Raw genomic sequence first — 19,446 nt, 5'->3', positions numbered from 1 at the left:
ATTCTTGAATCAGTGGTTTTCATCGGGCGTACCGGCCCGCAGGTACACCAGCGAGCAACACACCAGCAGCGACATCACGGTGAGCAGGCTCGACACCGCGGCGATCACCGGGGAGATATCCCACTGGATGCTGCTGTACATCTTCACCGGCAAGGTCACCGTGGACGCGCTGGTCAGGAACCAGGCGATCACCACTTCATCGAACGAGATCAGGAACGCAAACAAGGCGCCTGCGGCAATCGACGGCTTGAGCTGCGCCAGCACCACCTTGAAGAACACCGTGCTGCGGCTGGCGCCCATGATGGTGGCCATGAACTCCAGGTCCGGGTCGAGCTTCTTGACCCCGGCGATCACGGTCATCATCAAGAACGGCATTACGTAGGCCACGTGGCTGGCGACCAGCCCGGCGGTGGTGCCCGTCCAGCCCAGGCGGGCGAAGTACAGGTACAGGCCCAGGGATACGATGATCACCGGCACCAGCACCGGTGCCATCAACAGCATCATCACCAGGCGCTTGCCGGGGAACTCGAAGCGCACCAGCCCGTAGGCGGCGGGCACGCCCAGTACCACGGAAATCACCATGGTGATCACGGCGACTTTTAGGCTCTGGTAGATCGGGTCCATCCAGGTCGAGGAGCTGAATAACTGTGCGTACAGCTCCAAGGTCCAGCGCTGTGGCGGGAAGGTGATCTCCCCCGGCCCGCCGAACGAGATCGGAATCACGATCAGGCTCGGGATCAGGATGAATGCGTAGATGATCCACGCCAGCGAGGTCATCAACACGCGGTAGCCGGTGGCTTGGCGGTCCTTGATGCGCACCGTGGCGTAGGACGCCATTTCGGCACTGTCCAGACGATTCAAGCGGCTCACTTTAGCGACGCTCATCACACGGCCTCCCGGGGTTTGGCGCCGTAGCGCTGCAAGCGGCTGGCGCACAGGCCGGCGATGGCGATGATGATCAGCATGACCACGCCGATGGCCGAAGCGGTGTTCCAGTCCAGGGTTTCACGGGTGTAGAAGTCCACGAGGTTGGACATCATCACGTCCTGCGGGCTGCCCAACAGGGCGGGAATGACGAAGAAACCCATCGACATGATGGTGGTGCTCAATACACCTGCGGCCACGCCGGGCAGGCTCAGGGGCACGGTGATCTTGAAGAAGATCCGTGGGGCCTTGGCGCCCATGATTTCCGCTGCTTTATAAAGGGCAGGGTTGATCGCCAGCAGGCTGGCCAGCACCGGGAACACAATGAACGGCACCAGGTAGTTGGTCATGCCCACCATGACGCCGAAGCGGTTGAACAGCATCGGCAACTGGATCTGCGTACCGAACAGCATCGACAGCAGGCTGTTGATCAGGCCGGTCTTGCCCAGCAGGATGGTGAACGCAAAGCTCTTGACCAGGATGCTGGTCCAGAACGGCACCAGCACCAGGATCATGTAAATCGCCCGGCGTCGCGCTGGCTGGCGCGCCAGGTGCACCGCCAGCGGATAGCCCAGCAACAGGCTGGCCAGGGAGGCCAACAGGCTGATCTCAAAGGTGGCCCACAGCGTGCGGCGAAACAGCGAGCTGGCGAACAGTTTCTGGTACGCCTCCAGCGAAAACCCATGTTGCCCCGCCAGGCTGGTGTACAGCAGCACACCCAGGGGCACCAGGATAATGGCCAGCAAAAAAACGGTGGCCGGCCCCACGTACAGGGCGGCGTCGTTGCGATTATTCATAACGTGAACTCGATCAAACGTTGTCGACCCGCTCCAGCAATGGGCTCAGAGCGGACTTCGGCGATGGGCAATCAGCTAAGCGCCCATAACTTGAAACGGCTGGTGAGTTCGTCGTAATGCTCGGCCCACCACGCGTCGCTGATCAGGACGTTGTGCACGTTGGACGGGGTGGACAGCCACTGGCGGGTTTGCGGGTTCATCAGCGCCACGGCCTTGTTGTTGGCCGGGGTGTTGCCGTGCAGGTCCATCAAGGCTGCCTGGTTTTCCGGGCGCATGGCGAAGCTCAGGAACTTCATGGCATTGGCTTTGTTTGGCGAGTTCTTCAGCACCACCAGGTATTCCAGGCCGATCAGGTTCTGTTCGAACGAGAACTTGATCGGTTGCCCGGCCTCGCTGGCAGCCTTGGCGCGGGTGGCGTAGGTGTAGCTGTAGTCGACCTCGCCGGTCTGCACCAGGGACACGGTCTGCGGGGTTTGCTCGATCCACTTGCCGATGTGCGGCTTGATCTTGTCGAGCATCTTGAATGCACGCTCAACGTCCAGCGGGTACATGTCGGCAGGTGCCACGCCGTCGGCCAGCAGCGCCGATTCCAGGGTTTCCACTGCACGGTTGCGCAGGGTGCGGGTGCCAGGGAATTTCTCGACGTCGAAGTATTCGGCGAAGTTCATCGGGTGCTTGCCCGCCGGGTGGCGGTTGTCATCCCAGCAGATGCCACCGGTGTAGCCGTAGAACGGCACGGCGAACTTGGACGGCGCGGTGATCAGGTCGGCGGCGTCCACCAGGCCGCTGTCCAGGGGTTCCCAGTAGTTGTTCTTTTCGCCGCTGAAGACCATGGGGCCGGTAGCGTCGAAAATGTCCCATTCGATGTTGCCGGTCATCATCTGTGCTTTGACTTTGGCCAGGTCTGGCGTGTCGATCAGCGTGACCTTGATGCCGGTCTCTTTTTCAAACGGGATGGTGAGCGCCTGCTCGACGGCGGTGCGGTAGTTGCCGCCCCAACTCACCATCACCAGTTTGTTTGATGCAGCCTGTGCGCTGCCCGATGCGGCCAGCAATGGTGCGCCAATCGCACCGGCCATGGCGGTGACGCCGACGGCCTTGAGGAAGTCGCGGCGCGGTAAAGCGAAATCGGTTTTCTTGTTCATGTCCTGACACCCCTGGAGAATTTAAAGTGCGAGAAGACGCTCACGCTCAATGTAGACGGGCACAAGTTCGGCGATGCTCGCCTGCAGCCCTGGGCTGGCAGACTTCAACGGCGCGAGTACCTCGCCCATCGGGAAGCCTTGCTGGGTGAGCGCGGCTTTTATGGGGGCAGGATTGGGTTCGGAAAAAATCAGATCGATCAGCGGTCGCAGGCTGGTATGCAACTCGATCGACTCTTGCAAATGGCCTTGCAGGGCAAGGTTGAGCACTTTGGCCCAATGCTTTGGAATCAGGTTGGAGCTGGAAATGATCGCGCCGACTGCGCCCATGGCCACATGCAGCGGTAGCACGTCTTCTTCGCCGGACAGGATCGAGATCTTTTTGCTGGAGCTTTCGGCCACGCGCATCTGCACGGCGAGGTCCGGGTTGCAGGCCTTGATGCCGACCACGCGGGTTTGCTCGGCCAGCTTGGCGACGGTTTCGTGATGCAGCGACACTCCGGTGCGGTACGGGATCTCGTAGAGGATGATGTCGCTGTCCACTTCATCGGAGAAGCGCTTGTAGTAGTCGAGGATGCCTTGTTGGGTGGGGCGGAAGTAGTACGGGGTCACCACCATCAGTGCGTCGGCACCTGCCGACATAAAAGCCTTGGCGTTATCCACCGCGTCACCGATGCCGGGCGAAAGGATGCCTGGGATGATCGGCAGCGTGCCGCCACCAGCCCCTACGGAGCATTCGACGACCTGCATGCGTTCCTTGAACGACAGCGAGGTATATTCACCGGTGCCGCCCAACGGAATGATGGCGTCGGTGGGGGTGTCGAGAAGGTACTGGATGTGCCGGGTCAATGATTCGACGTTGATGCTCAGGTCCGTATGCAGCGGTGTGGGCACCGCCGTGAGGATACCGGTGTATTTCTGCTTCTGATTCATAGCCATTCCTGTTGGTCGAGCAACACGGCAGTTCTGGAAAAGAAATTGTTTGCTCGTAAATTTATTGTTCTTTGGCAAATCAATGGCGTCTTTGAGCCCTGTTTTATTCAGGCTACAAAATCACTGGTAAACAGTTTTTTTGTATATTTCTTGTGCGTGCACGTCAAGCTCCGCTAGGTGGTTCACGCGGTGGCTCTCCCTGTCCGTCATCCTTGATAATGGATGGTTTCCACTATAGTGATATACTTTACTTTTTGTGGATGCAAGCAGTATTTTGCGACACAGCCGTTTGGCATTGCCGTGGCGGTTGCATGAATAATCCGCGAACGAATATTTTCTCTTTTTGAATCAACAGTCTGAGCACTACCCAATCGGAGCGTCAGCCGCAGCATGGACACCAATCTAGAGATCAGCTCCTCGGCGTTTGAAGATCACGAAACAGAATCTGCGCGCCCGTCGATAGAGATCGGCCCGCGCCTGCACCGGCTGCGCAAGGAGCGCCAGTGGTCATTGGTACAGACCAGCAAGCACACTGGCCTGTCGTTGTCGGCGTTGTCGAAGATCGAGCGCGGCGAGCTTTCGCCGACCCTCAGTAGCCTAAGCAAGATTGCTGCCGGGTTTGATATGGACGTGGTCAGCCTGCTCAACGACAGCGATGTCTTATTGACCCAAGGCCGGCGCAGCACCAGTCGCCACTCCAACGGCCTGGCCATCGCCACCAAAACGTGCAAGAACGTGTGGTTCGCCGCCGACCTGCGCAACAAGAACATGCTGCCGGTCAAGACCACCATCGTGGCGCGTACCACGCGGGACTATTCGGAGTGGCCAACCCATCCGGGGGAGATTTTCGTCTACGTGCTGTCCGGCGAAATCACCATCTACTCCGAACTCTACGAGCCGTTGGCCCTGGCCCAGGGCGACACCATTTACTACGACGCCAGCAGCGGCCATAAGTGGATCTCCACCAGTCCGGACGATGCCGAAGTGCTGTGGATCTACGCCAGCAATAAATAGCCGCCGTTTCAGCGCCGTTTGCCAAACACCGCCTTGGGCGTCTTGCCAAAGAACCGGGTAAATGCCGCGCTGAAATTATTCGGGAATTTATAGCCCACCTGATACGCCGCCTGCGCCACTTGGCAGCCGCTTTCCAGCAGGGTGTGGGCCTTGCGCATGCGCATCTCCAGCAGCATGCGGTGCGGCGTGGTGTTGAAGCGGTAGTGCAGGCCTTGCTTGAGCTTGAATTCATTGAGCCCCACCGCCGCGCACAGGTAGGCCACGGTCAGCGGTTGGTCCATGTGCTCCAGCATGAGGTCGCGTACCCGTTCGAGCTTGTCGAGGTCGGTGGCGCTGAATTGCACGCTGGCCGGGACGGTGTCGGGGCTCAGGCGCTGGAGTTGTTCCGAGAGCAGGCTGAGGCTGTGGATATGCATGTCCAGCGTGCCGGTCGCGCCATGGGTGAGGGCGCTGGCGTGGCTGGCGCTGGCCGTTGACGTGGTGCAGTAGGCCAGTTGGCGCACATGGCCGTTGCCCAACAGCTGGCGCGTGCGTTGTTCGCCGATGTACCTGTTGAGCGTACTTTCACCGATTACCAGGCGCAGTTGGGATACCGTCGTGTCGCTCGCATAGCAGCGTTCGCCAAGGCTTCTCTGGAACGCGGTGACGGTGGTGAACCCCGCCTTGAACGCCACCGCCGAACCATCAGCGCCCTTGTAGCCGGAGTCGCCCTGCATGCCAAAGGTGATCACCAGCATCGGGCGGTTGTGGGGGCTGACGGTGTCTTCGATCAGGTTGCGCGTGGGCCGATAACGCGAGCGCACCAGCATCAGGTCGTTGTCGAAGGCCAGGCGTTCCGAATAACACTCCCCCAGTTCTTCGGGCAATTGCTGGCGCATCCAGCCGCCGGCTTCGCTGACCTGCCGCGCGTGGGCAGATGCCACCCGGTACGACTGGGAAATCCGTTGTGATGCCACCACGCGCGCCGCCTCCGATTTGCATATGAATGGATCCGTTATGCAGACGGGTCCAGATGATAGCCATTCGCATCCATCAGTAACATGTTTGCCCATCAACTGCCATCGCCGAGACGCGGCGATGGGGTGCAGCATTGAAGGGGAACGCAGGTGAGCATAAGGCGCGTATGGGTGTTGGGTTGTTGTCTGGGCAGCGCCGGGGTGGCCATGGCGCAAACCGAGCTGGAGGCGGTGACCGTCACCGCGAACAAGATCGAGCAGGCGCAGGAACAAGTGCCGACGGGCCTGTCGGTGATCACCGAAGAAGACTTGCGCAAAGGCCACATCAACGACCTTGAGCAGCTGGCCCGCACCACGCCGGGCTTTACCTTCCAGCCGTTCGGCCAGTCCGGCACCAACCTGCCGGTGGTGCGTGGCCTCAGCTCCGGGGCGACGGCGTTTTCATCCTCGATGCTGATGCTGGTGGACGGCGTGCCGACCTTGATGGGCCAGGGTTTTGACCACAACCTGTTGGGGGTGGAACACATCGAAATTCTGCGCGGGCCGCAGTCCACCCTTTATGGGCGCAATGCCGAAGCCGGGGTGCTGAGCATCCACACCCGCCAGCCGGGTGATACGCCGTACGCGCGCATCGAAGCCGGCAGCGGCAGCCGCGACTTACGCACCCTCAGCGCCGACGCCAGCACCGCCCTGGTACCCGGCACCTTGTATGCCGGGGTGTCCGGGCAGTGGCTGGAGCAGGACGGTTTTATCGACAACCGCTATCGCGGCGGCCAGGCCGATGACCGTGAGCGCCATAGCGCCCGCATGGTGCTGCGCTGGACGCCGTCCCTGGCCACCGACGTCAACCTGCGCTACAGCCGCCAGGACTACCGCGACGGTGGTTCGGTATGGGGCGCAGCCAGTTCAACGCGGCGCGAAGTGCGCTCCGGCACGCCAGGCTGGAACCATTCCAGCGGCCGCAGCCTGTCGCTGGATGTGCTGCACGAATTCGACTCTGGGGTGAAGCTGCGCTCGATCACCGCGCGCAACGACTTCTACGACCGCCTGCAACAAGACACCGACTTTTTGCCTGCCGACCAACTGCACCTGGGCCGCGATTATCACTTCAATACCCTGTCCCAGGAATTTCGTCTGGAAGGCCAGTGGCGCGACAACCAGTGGTTGCTCGGTGCTTATGCCGACCGGGACGACCACGACCTGTCCTACCAGCAAAAACTGCCCCTGCGCCTGACGCAGATCGACAGCCAGTTGGGCGGCAATTCCAGCGCGCTGTTTGGCCAATGGCTGATGCCCCTGGCCGAGCGCTGGACCCTCACCCTCGGCGCCCGTGCCGAGCAGGACAAGGTGCACATCAACCCGCAGAGCGGCAGCCGACAAAGCGCCAGTTGGCAGCGCTTCACCCCGAAACTCGCGCTGCAATATGAATGGCAACCCGACGCTTACCTGTACGCCAGCTACGCCGAAGGCTTCCGCGCCGGTGGCTTCAACGCCTTCTCCAGCGCGGCTAACTATCCCGGCTACGACCCGGAAAAGGTCAAGACCTACGAGCTGGGTGCCAAGGGTTGGCTGGCGGACAAACGCCTGCGCTACTCGGCGGCGCTGTACTGGATGGACGTGCGTGACATGCAGGTGCAGCAGATCATCCAGCCGGGTGTGGTGTACATCACCAACGCGGCGACGGCGCGCTCCACTGGGCTGGAACTGGAAACCGAATACCTGCTCGCCGATAACTGGCGGGTGGTCAGTTCCGTGGGCCTGAACCGCACGCGCTTCGAGCAATTCAACGAAGGCAGCAACGACTACAAGGGCAATCACAACCCCTACGCGCCGGACGTCACCGGCCACCTCAGCCTGCGCTTCGACGCCCCCGCTGGCTGGTATGCCCAGGGCGGCGTGAGCGCGGTGGGCAAGACCTACCTGGACGCGGCCAACCAATACAGCCGGGGCGGCTACGGGTTGATCGACCTGAATGCCGGCTACGACTTCAGCCACTACGGCATCAGCGCTTACGTCAAAAACGCCGCCGACAAACGCTACGACGCGGTCGGCTACCTCAATGGCACCACCCGCGTGTACAGCCCGGGGCGTGAAGTCGGCCTGCGGGTCAGTTACGAACTGTGAGGGATCAACCGATGAACCTGTCTACGCCCCATCCACTGCAATCCTATTGGGACTTGGCCCTGTCTGCTGTAAGCGCCGATGCCCTGCGCATTGCGCTGGAATGGCAGCTGTTTGATCGCCTGTCTCGGCCCACCACTGCGGATATGATCGCGCAGCAACTGGAACTCGACCCAGCCAACACCGGTTTTTGGCTGGACACGCTGTGGAGCATGGGGTTGCTGGAGCGGGACGCGCATCAGCCACCGCAGTATCGAAACAAGCCGGTGACCACCGATTACCTGCGCAGCGATTCGCCGGGGTATTGCGGTGACGCCTGGACCTTTCGCCTGCGCGGCCTGCGTCGCTTCGCCAGCCAACTGGGGGAGCAAGTGCGCGCCGGCCAGCCCGACAGCCAGCCCAGCGAAACCACCACCACCCAAGCCAACTGGGCTGGCGCCGCGCGTGTGCAGATCGCCCAGGAGCAACGGGCGGTCACCGTCGACATGGCGTCACGCCTGATGGCGCGGGTGCCGGAGTTTGCGTCTGCCCGCCGCCTGCTGGACCTCGGTGGCGGCCCTGGTTTGGTGGCGATTGCTTTGGCACAGGACAACCCGCAGCTGTGCGGTGAAGTCTTCGACTTTGCGCCAGCGGTGGCCGTTGCGGCCGACAATATTCGTCGCGTGGGGCTGGAGCGGCGTCTGGTGGTGCGAGGTGGTGACCTGGCCTGCGACTCGATTGGGGAAGGCTATGACTTGATTTGGTGTTCTTCAGTGCTGCACTTCGTCCCGGACCTGGCGGCGACATTGGCCAAGATCCACGCGGCCTTGCGCCCCGGAGGCGTGCTGGTCAGCGCCCATGCCGAGATTCCCGCCGACGCGCAGCACGCACAGCGGGTGACGCCGTATTACCTGTCGATGCAGATGCTGGGCCGTCACGTCACCCGTGCCGGTGGTTTGCAGGCGGCCATGGAGCAGGTGGGGTTCGTCGATATCGACAGCTACCCCGAAGTGGCGTTTGCCGTGGCGCCGGTGTCGGTGCTGGTGGCGCGTCGGAGTCGCGTATGAACCCTCGCGCATGGCATCTGCAATTGCTGTTTGGCTGGTTGGGTTTTGTGCTGGTGGTACCGAGTATTTACCTGTTGCTCGGCTTGCCGTTGGTGATGCGCGAGCACGGTTGGTCCGGCACCGATATCGGCCTGTTCCAGCTGGCTGGGCTGCCGGCGGTGTTCAAGTTTTTGCTGGCATTGCCCGTGCAGCGTTATCGCTTGCGGGGTGGGCATTACCGCACCTGGGCGATGGCGTTGTGTGTGTTGCTGGCGGTGTTGCTGGTGGTGGTCAGCCAGCAGGCGATTACGGCCAATCGCCTGTACTTGTTTGGCCTGGCGTTTGCCGCTTCGGTGCTGGCGACGTGGGCGGATATTCCGGTCAATGCCCTGGCAATCAAATTGCTACCACGCTGCGAGCAAGTGCGCGCCGGTGGGGTGCGCTCGGCGGCGCTGTTTTTGGGTGCCATTGTCGGTGCAGGGGTGATGCTGTTGGTGCAGAACCGTTGGGGTTGGCAGGCACCATTCCTACTGATGGCCGCCGGCTTGTTGCTGGCGCTGGTGCCCTTGGCCTGGCTGCGGGAGGGCGATACCCGCGAAGTAAGCTTGCCCCCCGTATCCGCCGATTGGTCGGGTTACTTCCGCCAGCCCGGTGCCCGGCGGTGGACCTGGGTGCTGCTCAGCAGCTTCCCGTTTATCGGCGCGGCATGGTTGTATCTCAAGCCGCTGTTGTTGGACCAGGGCATGCTCGCCCCGCACGTGGCGCTGATCGCCGGTGTGGGTGGTGGGGTAGTGGGGGCGCTGGCCAGTGTGCTGGGCGGCCGGGTGATCCAGCGCGTCGGGCCGGGGCGGGCGATCCCGTGGTTTATGTTGGGGGCGTTGATTGCCTTGCTGGCAATGACCGCGGCGGTGGGCTTGCAGGCGGGGATGGCCTGGTTGGTGGGCGCGGCATTCTTGCTGGCTTGCGCCATGGGGGCGGTGTCGACGTTGGTGTTCGCCTTGATGATGTTGTTCTCCCGCGAACAGCGCCAAGCCGCCGACTACGGCTTGCAGGCCAGCCTGTTCGTGTTGACGCGCATGCTGGTGCCGGTGGCCGCCGGGGTGCTGCTGGACTACAGCGGCCACTTTGGCATGCTGGCCGGGCTGTCGCTGGCGATGGCATTGGTGTGTGGTGTGGCATGGCTGGCCAGGCGTGCAGGGGGNCCCCCCCCCCCCCCCCCCCCCCCCCCCCCCCCCCCCCCCCCCCCCCCCCCCCCCCCCCCCCCCCCCCCCCCCCCCCCCCCCCCCCCCCCCCCCCCCCCCCCCCCCCCCCCCCCCCCCCCCCCCCCCCCCCCCCCCCCCCCCCCCCCCCCCCCCCCCCCCCCCCCCCCCCCCCCCCCCCCCCCCCCCCCCCCCCCCCCCCCCCCCCCCCCCCCCCCCCCCCCCCCCCCCCCCCCCCCCCCCCCCCCCCCCCCCCCCCCCGCTCCCACATTTGAACTGTGACCGACAAAAAAAGCCGGGCAACTTGATCCTGGCGCTTCACAACCGCCGCCCCAAACCCCAGATTGGGCTTTTGAATCGATTGGATATTCTGTAGCCTTGCGCAGCTTCAGTTTCACCCGTGCTTGATGAACAAAAACACTTCGTCCGGCGGCGCCCGAAGGGCTCCAGAGCCGGTGGTACACTCGACTTTCGCGCAACTGCGCCTGCAGGTCTTGCGAACATGACGCAAATTTCCGAACGCCTACTGGTTCAAGCCCACCTCGACGCCAAGCAGCCCAAGGCCCTCAGCGCCGACGAAGAGGCAAGCCTGCGCGCCGCCATCGCCGCCGAGCTCAAGGCTCAGGACGCGGTGTTGGTTGCCCACTTCTACTGCGACCCGGTGATCCAGGCCCTGGCCGAAGAAACCGGTGGCTGTGTCTCCGACTCCCTGGAAATGGCCCGTTTCGGCGCCGCCCACCCGGCCAAGACCGTACTGGTCGCCGGCGTGCGTTTCATGGGCGAGACCGCCAAGATCCTGACTCCCGAAAAACGCATCCTGATGCCCACCCTGGAAGCCACCTGCTCCCTGGACCTGGGTTGCCCGGTGGATGAGTTTTCGGCATTTTGCGACCAGCATCCAGAGCGCACCGTGGTGGTGTACGCCAACACCTCGGCGGCGGTCAAAGCCCGGGCCGATTGGGTGGTGACTTCCAGCTGCGCGCTGGAAATCGTCGAAAGCCTGATGGACAACGGCGAGACCATCATCTGGGGCCCGGACAAGCACCTGGGCACCTACATCCAGCGCCAGACCGGTGCCGACATGCTGCTGTGGGACGGGGCGTGCATCGTCCACGAAGAGTTCAAGTCCAAGCAGCTCGAAGACATGAAGGCGCTGTACCCGGACGCCGCGATCCTGGTGCACCCGGAGTCGCCGACGTCGGTGATCGAACTGGCGGACGCCGTGGGCTCTACCAGCCAATTGATTGCCGCAGCCCAGCGTTTGCCGAACAAGACCTTCATCGTGGCCACCGACCGCGGCATCTTCTACAAGATGCAGCAGCTGTGCCCCGACAAGGTGTTTGTCGAAGCGCCCACCGCCGGCAACGGCGCGGCCTGCCGCAGTTGCGCGCACTGCCCGTGGATGGCGATGAACACGCTGGAGCGTACGTTGCAGTGCTTGCGTGAGGGCAGCAATGAGATCTTTGTTGAACCGTCGGTGATTCCGCAAGCGGTGCGGCCGCTTAAGCGGATGTTGGATTTTACTNTGGGGCGTGCGCGTGCAGAACGCCGACGGTTCACGCATCAGCTTGTGGCAGGCGCTGCTGCGGTTTGTGGTGTCGATTGCGTCGTGGTTGTGCGTGGGGCTGGGGTTTATTTGGTCGCTGTTTGATAAGCAAAAGCGCAGCTGGCATGACATCTACTCGGATACGCAGTTGGTGCGCATCCCGAAGCAAAAGAAGTAATCCCAGGCTAGCGAAGATCCAAATGTGGGAGCGGGCTTGCTCGCGAAAGCGGAGTGTCAGTCGGTACATTCATTGACTGACACTCCGCTTTCGCGAGCAAGCCCGCTCCCACATTTGGATCTTCGCTAGCCTGGGATTACTTCTTTTGCTTCGGGATGCGCACCAACTGCGTATCCGAGTAGATGTCATGCCAGCTGCGCTTTTGCTTATCAAACAGCGACCAAATAAACCCCAGCCCCACGCACAACCACGACGCAATCGACACCACAAACCGCAGCAGCGCCTGCCACAAGCTGATGCGTGAACCGTCGGCGTTCTGCACGCGCACGCCCCACACCTGCATGCCCAGGGTTTGCCCGGAGTGGGTCCAGAACTTGGCGAAGAAGCCAAATAGTACAAAGAACAGAATCGTCGACAGCAACGGGTCGCCGTCCAGTGCGCCGGACTCGGTGAGGGTGCGCATCTTGGCTTCACCCACGAAAGCGATCCATACCAGCTTGTAGATGAACGCGGTGACGATCAGCAGGGCAGTGCACAGCAGGAAGTCATAGAACATCGCTGCCAGGCGACGGCCCAGGCCAACGGCGGGAAACTCGCCTTGGGGGCTCAGCAGGGGTTTGGGCATGGCCGGGCTCTCTCGGAAAAAAAGCCATTTTACGGACAAACGGCCATAAAAAAGCCCCTGATGTCACCATCAGGGGCTTTTTGTCGCAGTTGGGATCAGCCTTGCGCTTCTACTTGATCCGCTTGCATGCCTTTTTGGCCTTGTACGGCAACGAAGGTCACTTTCTGGCCTTCTTTCAGGCTCTTGAAGCCGTTGCCTTGAATAGCGCGGAAATGCACGAACAGATCCGGACCGCTTTCTGGAGTGATAAAACCAAACCCTTTCTCGTCGTTAAACCACTTGACGGTGCCGCTCTGACGATCTGACATTTTCTTCTTTCCTTTGACGCTAAAAATTAATGACAGTCTCTTTCAGATGAAAGAGTACTGGGCTGGGTTGCAGGAAAGTAAGAGACGTCGAACGGGTTGTAGCACAACTACTTCAGCTACTGCCCAGGTCCAGGTTCAAAGCGACCCATGCAAACACAGTGGGGAAACTCTACGCCAACTACCAGAGAAAAAACAAGCCCTGTAAAAAGCCCAGCATTTGCTCGGCTTCATGACACTTTGGTCAACAATTCGTATAGAGCTTATTCGATAGAGTTGATCACTTGTTATAGGTTAATCCCGTAAGCAATGACTATCGATACTGCACTGTTTTATGGCGGTTGCGTTACAAATTAGTGCGCGTAACGCAACCGCGTTACTTATAGGAACAGTGAATCAGCCGCGATAGTAACGTTGTGGCACAAATGGCATTTTACTTACACGAAGTGGCACCTTTTTCCCACGTACCAACGCAGACACTTCGGTATCCAGGGCGATAAATGCGCTGTCCAGGTAACCCATGGCCAGCGGGCCACCCAGGCTCGGGCCAAAGCCGCCGCTGCACACGCTGCCGATCACGGTGCCGTGTTCGTCGACAATCTCTGCGCCTTCACGTACCGGAGTGCGCTCCTGTGGTAACAGGCCAACACGTTTACGGCTAACACCGGCTTGTTGTTGGGTGAAGATGCGGTCGGCTCCCGGGAAACCACCGGCACGCGCGCCGTCGGCACGGCGGGCCTTGGAGATCGCCCACAGCAGGCTTGCTTCAATCGGGGTGGTGTCGGTGTTCATGTCGTGGCCGTACAGGCACAGGCCGGCTTCCAGGCGCAGGGAGTCGCGGGCACCCAGGCCGATGGCCTGCACTTCGGTTTCGGCCAGCAGGCTGCGGGCCAGGCTTTCGGCGTTGGCCGCGGGCACGGAGATTTCAAAGCCGTCCTCTCCGGTGTAGCCCGAACGGCTGACGTAGCAATCCACGCCCAGCAGTCGCAGAGTGGCGAACTGCATGAAGGTCATCTTGGTCACTTCCGGTGCCAGGCGCGCCAGCACCTTGACTGCCGCCGGGCCTTGCAGGGCCAGCAGGGCGCGTTCTTCGAACAGCGGCTCAATGCTGCACTGGTCGCCGATATGCTGGCGCAGGTGGGCCAGGTCCTGGTCCTTGCACGCAGCGTTGACCACCAGGAACAGCTCGTCATTACCCAGGTTGGCCACCATCAGGTCGTCGAGGATACCGCCCTGGTCATTGGTGAACATCGCGTAGCGTTGCATGCCCACCGGCAGGTCGATGATATCCACCGGCACCAGGGTTTCCAGGGCCTTGGCGGCATTCGCGCCAGTGAGGCGGATCTGGCCCATGTGGGACACATCGAACAGCCCGGCCTGCTCGCGGGTGTGCAGGTGTTCCTTCATCACGCCCAGTGGATACTGCACCGGCATGTCATAGCCGGCGAAGGGCACCATGCGCGCGCCGAGTTCGAGGTGCAGGGCGTGCAGAGGGGTTTTCAACAGGGTTTCGGTGGACATATTCAGCTCCTGAAAAACGTGCTGGCGCGCCGTTGGGCGTCAGCACTCGATAATGTTGACCGCTAAACCGCCACGGGCGGTTTCTTTGTATTTGCTTTTCATATCGGCGCCGGTCTGGCGCATGGTGCGGATGACCTTATCCAGCGAAACGAAGTGTTGTCCGTCGCCACGTAACGCCATGCGCACCGCATTGATGGCTTTCACCGAGCCCATCGCGTTGCGTTCGATGCAGGGCACCTGCACCAGCCCGCCAATCGGGTCGCAGGTCAGGCCGAGGTTGTGTTCCATGCCGATCTCGGCGGCGTTTTCCACTTGGGAAACCGTGCCACCCAATACTTCGCACAACGCGCCAGCGGCCATGGAGCAGGCCACGCCGACTTCGCCCTGGCAGCCGACTTCGGCGCCGGAGATCGAGGCGTTTTCCTTGTACAGAATGCCGATGGCGGCGGCGGTGAGCAGGAAGCGCACCACGCCGTCTTCGTTTGCGCCGGGGATAAAGCGCATGTAGTAATGCAGCACTGCCGGCACAATCCCGGCCGCACCATTGGTGGGCGCGGTCACTACGCGCCCACCGTTGGCGTTTTCTTCGTTGACCGCCAGGGCGTAAAGGTTGACCCAATCCAGCACCGACAGCGGATCACGCAGCGCCGATTCCGGGTGTTTGCACAGTTGGCGGTGCAGGGCGGCAGCACGGCGCTTGACCTTCAAACCGCCGGGCAAGATCCCTTCATTGCGACAGCCCGCATCCACGCAGTCCTGCATCACCTGCCAGATTTTCAGCAGCCCGGCGCGGGTTTCGGCTTCGGGGCGCCAGGCACTTTCGTTGGTCAGCATCACCTGGCTGATAGACAGCCCATAGGTGCTGCAATGGTTGAGCAAGTCCTTGCCGTGCTTGAACGGGAAGGTCAGCGGCGTGGCGTCTTCGACGATGCGGTCGGCACCGGCGGCGTCTTCATCCACCACAAAACCACCGCCCACCGAATAGTACTCGCGGCTGCGGATTTGAATGTTGGCGGCATCGAAGGCACGAAAGATCATGCCGTTGGGATGGTAGGCGAGGGGTTTGCGAATCATCGCCAGGTGTTCTTTTTCGTTGAACACAATGCTGTGTTCGCCGAGCAAATTCAGGCGGCCGTCCTTGCGCATTTGCGCCAGGCGCGTGGCCACGGTTTCGGTATTCACGGTGTCCGGGTGTTCGCCTTCCAGGCCCAGCAATACGGCCTTGTCGCTGCCGTGGCCTTTGCCGGTGGCGCCCAGCGAGCCATAGAGCTCCACCTTGACGCAGCTGGTGGTGCCCAGCAGGTTGTCACGCTTGAGGCCTTCGACGAAGCGAGCGGCGGCGCGCATCGGGCCGACGGTGTGGGAGCTGGAGGGGCCGATGCCAATCTTGAACAGGTCGAACACGCTTAAGGACATGAGTTGTTCTCCGGTTTCTTATTATTTTCTGAAGGCCGACTCGGTCAGTGTGGGAGGGGGCTTGCTCCCGATAGCAGTGTGTCAGTCAACAGAGATGTTGAATGTACAGCCGCTATCGGGAGCAAGCCCCCTCCCACAGGGGACCGAGTTGACTTTAGGTTACGCGTAGCTCTCGATTGAAGGGCACGCGCACACCAGATTGCGATCACCAAACACGTTGTCCACTCGCCCAACCGGCGGCCAGTATTTGCCTTCGATCAACGACGCCACCGGGTACACCGCTTGTTCACGGCTGTATGGGTGGCTCCATTCGCCAACCAGTTCCGCGGCTGTGTGCGGTGCGTTCTTGAGCGGGTTGTCGTCCTTGTCCAAGGTGCCGTTTTCCACCGCGCGGATTTCTTCGCGGATGGCGATCATGGCGTTGCAGAAGCGGTCCAGCTCTTCCTTGGATTCGCTCTCGGTCGGCTCGATCATCAAGGTGCCGGCCACCGGGAACGACATGGTCGGTGCATGGAAGCCAAAGTCGATCAGGCGCTTGGCCACGTCATCCACGCTGATGCCGCTGCTGTCCTTGAGCGGGCGCAGGTCGAGGATGCATTCGTGGGCCACCAGGCCGTTGCTGCCGGTGTAGAGCACCGGGTAGTGCTCTTCGAGGCGACGGGAAATGTAGTTGGCATTCAGGATCGCCAGTTGCGAAGCGCGCTTGAGGCCCGCGCCGCCCATCATGCTGATGTACATCCAGGTGATCGGCAAAATGCTCGCGCTGCCGAACGGCGCCGCGCACACCGCGCCTTCCTTGCGCTCCATGGCTGCGTGGCCTGGCAGGAACGGTGTGAGGTGCGACTTCACGCCAATCGGGCCAACGCCCGGGCCGCCACCGCCGTGGGGAATGCAGAAGGTTTTGTGCAGGTTCAGGTGGGACACGTCGCCGCCGAACTTGCCCGGTGCACACAGGCCGACCATGGCGTTCATGTTGGCGCCGTCGATGTACACCTGGCCGCCGTTGTCGTGAATGATGCCGCAGATTTCGCGGATACCTTCTTCGAACACGCCGTGGGTGGACGGGTAGGTGATCATCAGCGCGGCAAGGTGGTCGCGGTGCTCGATGGCTTTGGCGCGCAGGTCTTCGATGTCCACGTTGCCACGGGCGTCGCAAGCGGTGACGACAACACGCATGCCCGCCATGTTGGCGGTCGCCGGGTTGGTGCCATGGGCCGACGACGGGATCAGGCAGATGTCGCGGCGCTCATCGCCACGGCTCTGGTGATAGGCGCGGATCGCCAACAGGCCCGCGTATTCACCCTGGGAACCGGCGTTCGGTTGCAGGGAGATCGCGTCGTAGCCGGTGGCCGCGCAGAGCATGGCTTCCAGGTCCGACGTCAACTCCAGGTAACCGGCGCTTTGTTCGGCCGGGGCGAACGGGTGCAGGGCGCCGAACTCAGCCCAGGTCACCGGGATCATTTCGCTGGCGGCGTTGAGCTTCATGGTGCACGAGCCCAGCGGGATCATGGTGCGGTCCAGCGCCAGGTCCTTGTCGGCCAGCTTGCGCAGATAGCGCATCAGCTCGGTTTCGGAGTGGTAGCGGTTGAACACCGGGTGGCTCAGGACGGGCGACTGGCGCAGCAGGGCGGCGGGCAGGGTGGCGTCGACCTTGGCATTGAAATCCGGCAGGGTTTTGTCGCCCGCGAAGATCGCCCACAGGGTTTCGATATCGGCCTGGGTGGTGGTTTCATCCACGGATACGCCAAGACGCTCGCCGTCTACGACACGCAGGTTGATGCGCTGGGCGCGGGCCTTGTCGTGCAGGGCCGCGGTGTTGGTGCCGGTGTTCAGGGTGATGGTGTCGAAGTAGTTTTCTTGCTCGACGTTGAAGCCCAAGGTGGTCAGGCCGTTGGCCAAAATAGCGGTGAGCTGATGCACACGCTTGGCGATCTGAGTCAGGCCTTTAGGCCCGTGGTACACGGCGTACATGCTTGCGATATTGGCCAGCAGCACCTGGGCGGTGCAGATGTTGGAGGTAGCCTTCTCGCGGCGGATATGCTGCTCGCGGGTCTGCATGGCCAGGCGCAGGGCCGGCTTGCCGAAACGGTCAACCGACACACCGACCAGACGGCCCGGCATGTCGCGCTTGAACGCATCCTTGGTGGAGAAGTACGCCGCGTGCGGGCCACCAAAGCCCAGCGGTACGCCGAAGCGTTGCGCGCTGCCGATGGCCACGTCGGCGCCAAACTCGCCAGGCGGGGTCAGCAGGGTCAGGGCCAGCAGGTCGGCGGCCACGGCCACCAGGGCGTTGGCAGCGTGGAAACGCTCGGTTAGCTCGCGGTAGTCGAACACGTCACCGTTGCTGGCCGGGTATTGCAGCAGGGCGCCGAAGAATGGGCTGACGTCAGTCAGTTCGCGCTCATCGCCCACGACCACGTCAATCCCCAACGGCTCGGCACGGGTGCGCAGCACGTCGAGGGTTTGCGGATGGCTGTGGACGGAGGCGAAGAAGGCGTTGCTGCCCTTGTTCTTGCTCAGGCGCTTGCAGAAGGTCATGGCTTCGGCGGCGGCGGTGGCTTCGTCCAGCAGGGAAGCGTTGGCGATCGGCAGGCCAGTGAGGTCGCTGATCAGGGTCTGGAAGTTCAGCAGCGCTTCCAGGCGGCCTTGGGAAATTTCCGGTTGATAGGGGGTGTAGGCGGTGTACCAGGCTGGGTTTTCCAGCAGGTTGCGCAGGATCGGCGATGGCGTATGGCAGTTGTAGTAGCCCTGGCCGATGTAGGTCTTGAACAGTTGGTTCTTGCCGGCGATGGCCTTGATCTTGGCCAGCGCATCAGCTTCGCTCAGGCCGTCTTCCAGGCCGAGCACGCTGGTGCCCTTGATGCTTTCCGGGATCACGCTGGCGCTCAGGGCTTCCAGGGAGTCAAAACCCAGGCTGGCGAGCATCTGCTGCTCATCTTCCTGGCGCGGGCCGATGTGGCGGGCGATGAATTCGTTGGCGGTGGTGATGTTGACGGTCATTACGCGCTCCTCAAGCTTCAGCGTTGGCTTTGATCAGGCGGTCGTACGCGTCCTGATCCAACAGTTTAGCCACCGCCTCGGCATCGGCCGGTTTAAAGCGGAAGAACCAGCCTTCGCCCATCGGGTCTTCGTTGACCAGTTCCGGGCTGTCGCTGAGCTTGTCGTTCACTTCCAGCACTTCGCCGGTCAGGGGCATGTACACGCCGCTGGCGGCTTTGACCGATTCCACGGTGGACGCTTCGGCGCCCTTGTCGTAGGCCTGCAACTCCGGCAGTTGCACGAAAACCACATCACCCAGCGCGTTCTGCGCGAAAGCGGTGATACCCACGGTGACGCTGCCGTCAGCTTCGGCGCGCAGCCATTCGTGATCTTCAGTGAAACGCAACTCGCTCATGGAAACTCCTCGGGGCCAGATTCGTCTGGTGGACAAATAATGGGGAGTTGCTTAGCAAGATTGCGGCCAAGGTTGTTAAACCTTTGTAAATCAATGGTTTGATGAAAATAGTTATAGGCTTATGCTCAAGGGCTGTAGCGATTTCGCTACAGTTGGGCGCGCGAAAAAAAGCCTATGTGGATCAAAGCCTTGCATGGCGCGCAAAAAACAGGGTTGTAGCGATATCGTTACGCTGTAGCGCTTTCAGTACAGCCGATGTCGTTCCTGGACCAAAACTGGAATGCAATCCAAATGTGGGAGCGGGCTTGCTCGCGAACGCGGTGGGCCAGTTGATATTTCTGTGACTGACA

General features: G+C 61.8%; 15 protein-coding genes and 2 pseudogenes. 6 read left to right on the top strand and 11 right to left on the bottom strand.

The genetic code is table 11. The annotated features are described in order from the left end of the window. Positions 1–9: 9 nt before the first annotated feature. From ACLD1Y_RS11645 to dapA, 4 genes are all read right to left on the bottom strand, one after another. Entirely contained in the window at positions 10–885 is an 876-nt protein-coding gene (locus ACLD1Y_RS11645) for an ABC transporter permease (protein WP_429478141.1), read from the bottom strand. Then, entirely contained in the window at positions 885–1,721 is an 837-nt protein-coding gene (locus ACLD1Y_RS11640) for an ABC transporter permease (RefSeq protein ID WP_429478140.1), read from the bottom strand. The genes ACLD1Y_RS11645 and ACLD1Y_RS11640 overlap by 1 nt, the downstream gene beginning before the upstream one ends. Before the next feature lie 71 nt (positions 1,722–1,792). After that, positions 1,793–2,866, bottom strand: a complete 1,074-nt coding sequence (locus tag ACLD1Y_RS11635; protein WP_429478139.1) for an extracellular solute-binding protein — start codon at positions 2,864–2,866, stop codon at positions 1,793–1,795. Positions 2,867–2,887: 21 nt separating this feature from the next. Next, entirely contained in the window at positions 2,888–3,796 is a 909-nt protein-coding gene (gene dapA, locus ACLD1Y_RS11630; RefSeq protein WP_429478138.1) for a 4-hydroxy-tetrahydrodipicolinate synthase, read from the bottom strand. Positions 3,797–4,186: 390 nt separating this feature from the next. Here dapA and ACLD1Y_RS11625 point away from each other — a divergent pair, with 390 nt between their 5' ends. Further along, positions 4,187–4,810 (top strand): helix-turn-helix domain-containing protein, encoded by a 624-nt coding sequence (locus ACLD1Y_RS11625; RefSeq protein WP_429478137.1) that lies wholly within the window; start codon positions 4,187–4,189, stop codon positions 4,808–4,810. An 8-nt stretch (positions 4,811–4,818) separates the two neighbouring features. On the opposite strand, the gene ACLD1Y_RS11620 is transcribed toward ACLD1Y_RS11625, so the two are convergent. Next, entirely contained in the window at positions 4,819–5,769 is a 951-nt protein-coding gene (locus tag ACLD1Y_RS11620; RefSeq protein WP_429478136.1) for a helix-turn-helix domain-containing protein, read from the bottom strand. A gap of 204 nt (positions 5,770–5,973) precedes the next feature. On the opposite strand from ACLD1Y_RS11620, the gene ACLD1Y_RS11615 reads away from it, so the two are divergent. The 5 genes and pseudogenes from ACLD1Y_RS11615 to ACLD1Y_RS11595 all read left to right on the top strand — a co-directional run. After that, positions 5,974–7,890, top strand: coding sequence for a TonB-dependent receptor (locus ACLD1Y_RS11615; protein WP_429478275.1), 1,917 nt, complete (start codon positions 5,974–5,976; stop codon positions 7,888–7,890). 11 nt (positions 7,891–7,901) lie between these two features. Continuing rightward, a complete protein-coding gene (locus tag ACLD1Y_RS11610) occupies positions 7,902–8,933 on the top strand; it encodes a methyltransferase domain-containing protein (protein WP_429478135.1) in 1,032 nt (343 codons plus the stop codon). Then, the gene (locus tag ACLD1Y_RS11605) at positions 8,930–10,393 is read left to right on the top strand and encodes an MFS transporter (RefSeq protein ID WP_429478134.1); all 1,464 of its coding nucleotides are present in this window, start codon (positions 8,930–8,932) and stop codon (positions 10,391–10,393) included. The genes ACLD1Y_RS11610 and ACLD1Y_RS11605 overlap by 4 nt, the downstream gene beginning before the upstream one ends. Before the next feature lie 220 nt (positions 10,394–10,613). Beyond that, positions 10,614–11,636: pseudogene (gene nadA, locus ACLD1Y_RS11600) on the top strand (quinolinate synthase NadA); the annotation flags it as partial. A 1-nt stretch (position 11,637) separates the two neighbouring features. Beyond that, a pseudogene (locus ACLD1Y_RS11595) lies at positions 11,638–11,835 on the top strand (RDD family protein); the annotation flags it as partial. A 136-nt stretch (positions 11,836–11,971) separates the two neighbouring features. On the opposite strand, the gene ACLD1Y_RS11590 reads toward ACLD1Y_RS11595, so the two are convergent. From ACLD1Y_RS11590 to gcvH, 6 genes are all read right to left on the bottom strand, one after another. Further along, positions 11,972–12,460 carry an RDD family protein gene (locus ACLD1Y_RS11590; RefSeq protein WP_429478133.1) on the bottom strand — a complete coding sequence of 163 codons (489 nt, stop codon included), beginning with the start codon at positions 12,458–12,460 and terminating at the stop codon, positions 11,972–11,974. A gap of 95 nt (positions 12,461–12,555) precedes the next feature. Beyond that, complete coding sequence (locus ACLD1Y_RS11585) at positions 12,556–12,768, bottom strand: cold-shock protein (RefSeq protein WP_194938420.1); 213 nt, start codon at positions 12,766–12,768, stop codon at positions 12,556–12,558. A 393-nt stretch (positions 12,769–13,161) separates the two neighbouring features. After that, positions 13,162–14,286 carry a glycine cleavage system aminomethyltransferase GcvT gene (gene gcvT, locus ACLD1Y_RS11580; protein WP_429478132.1) on the bottom strand — a complete coding sequence of 375 codons (1,125 nt, stop codon included), beginning with the start codon at positions 14,284–14,286 and terminating at the stop codon, positions 13,162–13,164. A gap of 39 nt (positions 14,287–14,325) precedes the next feature. Then, positions 14,326–15,702 carry an L-serine ammonia-lyase gene (locus ACLD1Y_RS11575; protein ID WP_429478131.1) on the bottom strand — a complete coding sequence of 459 codons (1,377 nt, stop codon included), beginning with the start codon at positions 15,700–15,702 and terminating at the stop codon, positions 14,326–14,328. A 159-nt stretch (positions 15,703–15,861) separates the two neighbouring features. Next, positions 15,862–18,702 (bottom strand): aminomethyl-transferring glycine dehydrogenase, encoded by a 2,841-nt coding sequence (gene gcvP, locus ACLD1Y_RS11570; RefSeq protein ID WP_429478130.1) that lies wholly within the window; start codon positions 18,700–18,702, stop codon positions 15,862–15,864. Between the two features lie 10 nt (positions 18,703–18,712). Beyond that, a complete protein-coding gene (gene gcvH / locus ACLD1Y_RS11565; RefSeq protein ID WP_185708033.1) occupies positions 18,713–19,096 on the bottom strand; it encodes a glycine cleavage system protein GcvH in 384 nt (127 codons plus the stop codon). Between the last annotated feature and the right edge of the window lie 350 nt (positions 19,097–19,446).

Origin of the sequence: Pseudomonas sp. 18175, from assembly GCF_050432925.1 — a bacterium.
GTDB lineage: Bacteria > Pseudomonadota > Gammaproteobacteria > Pseudomonadales > Pseudomonadaceae > Aquipseudomonas.
This window is presented reverse-complemented; position numbering and strand designations above follow the sequence as displayed.